The following is a 2,918-nucleotide window of genomic DNA, read 5'->3' on the forward strand; positions in this document are numbered from 1 at the left end:
ATAAAGTTTGCTAAAAAGGAGTGTCCATTTTGGTTATTTATATTTCATGTTCAATTTTAATGGTAATTGCTTTTGGTAGTCTTTTTAGGGAGTTAGGAAATCGTAATAAAAATAAAAGGCTAGATATACTTTCTAGCATATTGGTTTTGATTTCAGCAATTGCACTTTTGATTTATGGAATATTTATTAATTAGAACACGCATTTATGCCGAGAAAATTTATTGATGTTGAGAAGAACCCTTAACTAAACTTGAAGACGAATGTCGGCATAGCGTGAGCTATTAAGCCGACCGTTCGACAAGTTTTGGGATTGTTAAGGGTTCCGAGGCTCAACGTCAATAAAGCAATTGGAATAAAGCATTTGTTTTGAAAGATGTATTTACTTTTTGTTTATAAGATTTGCTGCTATTGTTGCTATACCAGTTGCTACGACTGGTAGTACAGCAGTTACGATTTCTTTTGTACCTTTTGCAATAGTTTCTTTACTTTGTTGAGATAGAGCTTTTTTTACGGCCATTGAAATTCCTCCTAATTTACTTTAGTGATTTTATATTTTATTTTCCGTTTTGACAGTTTTTGCAAATACCATTTCTGTGATCTGGTTTGGTTCTGTTTTCATAAAATTCATTGAGTCGTTTTACTTTTTTGCACTTTTGACAAGTTTTAGTTAAAGCTGCAGGCATTTTGTCATCCCCTATTTTTATTTATTTGTAAATAGTATATAAAAGTATTTAGGTTGTTGCTATGTTTTTTTTTGAACGAGTGAAACGAGTTTCTTCTTGTCTTGTTTGTAAATAGTATATAAAAGTATTTAGGTTGTTGCTATGTTTTTTTTGAACGAGTGAAACGAGTTTCTTCTTGTCTTGATAATAAGGGTAACTATTTCGATTTGAAATAGTTACCCTTAAATCGTTGGTGTGACTAGCTTCAAGCACAAAAAAAGTTGCTTTTTTCAGCATACTATTGTATCGTTTTAGGTGTCTAAGCTAAACGAAAAATAGAAAGGAGAAAAAGCAACTTTTTTTATATACATAGTTTGAGAAAAACTAAGTTGTTTTTGTGTGTTATAACATGGATAAGTATACTGAGAAAAAACAGAGAAATCAAGTGTTTCAGAATTTTATAGAACGTCATATTGGGGAAAATCAGATGGAATTAGTAAGGGAATGTAATACATTTTTATCGTTTGTTGCGGATAAAACGCTTGAAAAGAAAAAATTGTATAAAGCGAATCCTTGTAAGAATCGCTTTTGTCCAATGTGTGCATGGCGTAAAGCTCGGAAAGATGCTTTGGGGTTGTCGTTGATGATGCAGTATGTAAAGCAGGTAGAACAAAAAGAGTTTATCTTTTTAACTTTAACGACGCCGAATGTAAGGGCAAATGATCTTGAAGATGAAATCAAAAAGTATAATAAGTCTTTTAAGAAAATGTTTGAGCGTAAAAAAGTAAAGACACTTTCTAAAGGTTACGTTCGTAAATTAGAGATTACTTATAATGAACAAGAAGATACATATAATCCGCATTTTCACGTGTTAATTGCAGTGAATAAATCTTATTTCAAAGATACTAAAGTTTATGTTAATCAAAAAGAGTGGCTTGAGTTATGGCGGGATGTAACGGGTATGCCTGAAATAACACAAGTACATGTCCAGAAAATCCGACAAAACAATAATAAAGAACTTTATGAAATGGCTAAGTATTCGGGAAAAGATAGTGATTATTTAGTGAATCAAAGAGTATTCGACACTTTTTATAAGTCATTAAAAGGGAAACAGGTTTTGGTTTATTCAGGTCTTTTTAAAGAGGCTAGAAAAAAGTTAAAAAATGGCGAGTTAGATTATTTAAAAGAAATCGATCCAACAGAATACATTTATCAAATTTTCTATATTTGGAATAAAAAAGAGTACTTAGCCAGTGAAATATATGATTTAAGTGAGCAAGAAAAAAGAGAAATTAATCATCAAATGATAAACGAAATTGAAGAAGAGTAAAAAGGGCGTTAGCAATAGCTAGCGTCTTTTTTATTCCAATTGCCTTATGGTTTGGAACCAACAAGGCTTAATGTGTTGTTGAGTTGGTACTTGTTTGGGATTAATCCCAAATTAAGACCAACCAACTCGCTAGACTAAATCTAGCTAACACAAAGCCTATTCCAAACCATAAGTTTTCTCGGCATAAAAGTAAGCATGATTTTAAATTGAAATAGTGCGTGATTTTTATAAAGTGCAAACCCTTTTCGATAACCCCTTTCTCAGTCAAAAGGGGTAGTGCAGGATTAAGAGATGCTATACATCTCTGTAAAAGCGTTGGTATGCTTGACTTCGGAGTGCTATATTTATAGTTTTTGAGTGATATATATAACCCTTTAGACTTTGATATGACTGGTTTGAAAGTGCTATATTGTTTGCTAAATCGAAAATTTGGTTTGCGGAAACTTTGCATTTAACTTTGCAATAGATTTGTTGTTGTATTCGGCTCATATTTGCGTTTTAAGAGGATATATGAACTTTTAGGTATAAAACCATACAATTTACCTCTAAGCCTTCAAAATACCCTTTAAAATTCAAAATAAGGACATAAAAAATAAAAGCTACCCCAGATAAAATGAGGTAGCTTTTTCTTTCATACGGTCTGTTTATTTTTCTTTCGACGCCGTATCGTCGATGGAATTCAAAAAAGTTATGGGCTATAAATCTGCATCACTTTTTCAAGAATGCAGTAGCAATATTCAACGCAAATTAATTTTTATAACTGCTCGGAATATCTCAAGCCGTTTCTTTGAATTTAAAATAAAAAATCGACGAAGGTCGATTACGGTTTTGCACACGTCGATTTATCCGACGTATAAGTGCGCCCTTACGGGATTTAACTAGATTATAACGACGAAAAATAGACCAGTGATAAAGTTTGCTAAAAA

At 31.9% G+C, this 2,918-nt stretch carries 2 protein-coding genes; one reads left to right on the plus strand and one right to left on the minus strand.

Going from position 1 to position 2,918, the window contains the following annotated elements; translation table 11 throughout:
• Nucleotides 1-379 precede the first annotated feature (379 nt).
• Entirely contained in the window at nucleotides 380-517 is a 138-nt protein-coding gene (locus tag F1592_RS13610; protein WP_188294676.1) for a hypothetical protein, read from the minus strand.
• A 554-nt stretch (nucleotides 518-1,071) separates the two neighbouring features.
• Here F1592_RS13610 and F1592_RS04520 point away from each other — a divergent pair.
• Nucleotides 1,072-1,992: a protein rep gene (locus F1592_RS04520; RefSeq protein WP_188294677.1), complete on the plus strand. Its 921-nt coding sequence runs from the start codon at nucleotides 1,072-1,074 to the stop codon at nucleotides 1,990-1,992.
• The last annotated feature ends 926 nt before the right edge of the window (nucleotides 1,993-2,918 follow it).

This window comes from Staphylococcus sp. GDX7P312P (assembly GCF_008385775.1).
In the GTDB taxonomy this organism is placed as follows: Bacteria; Bacillota; Bacilli; order Staphylococcales; family Staphylococcaceae; genus Staphylococcus; species Staphylococcus haemolyticus.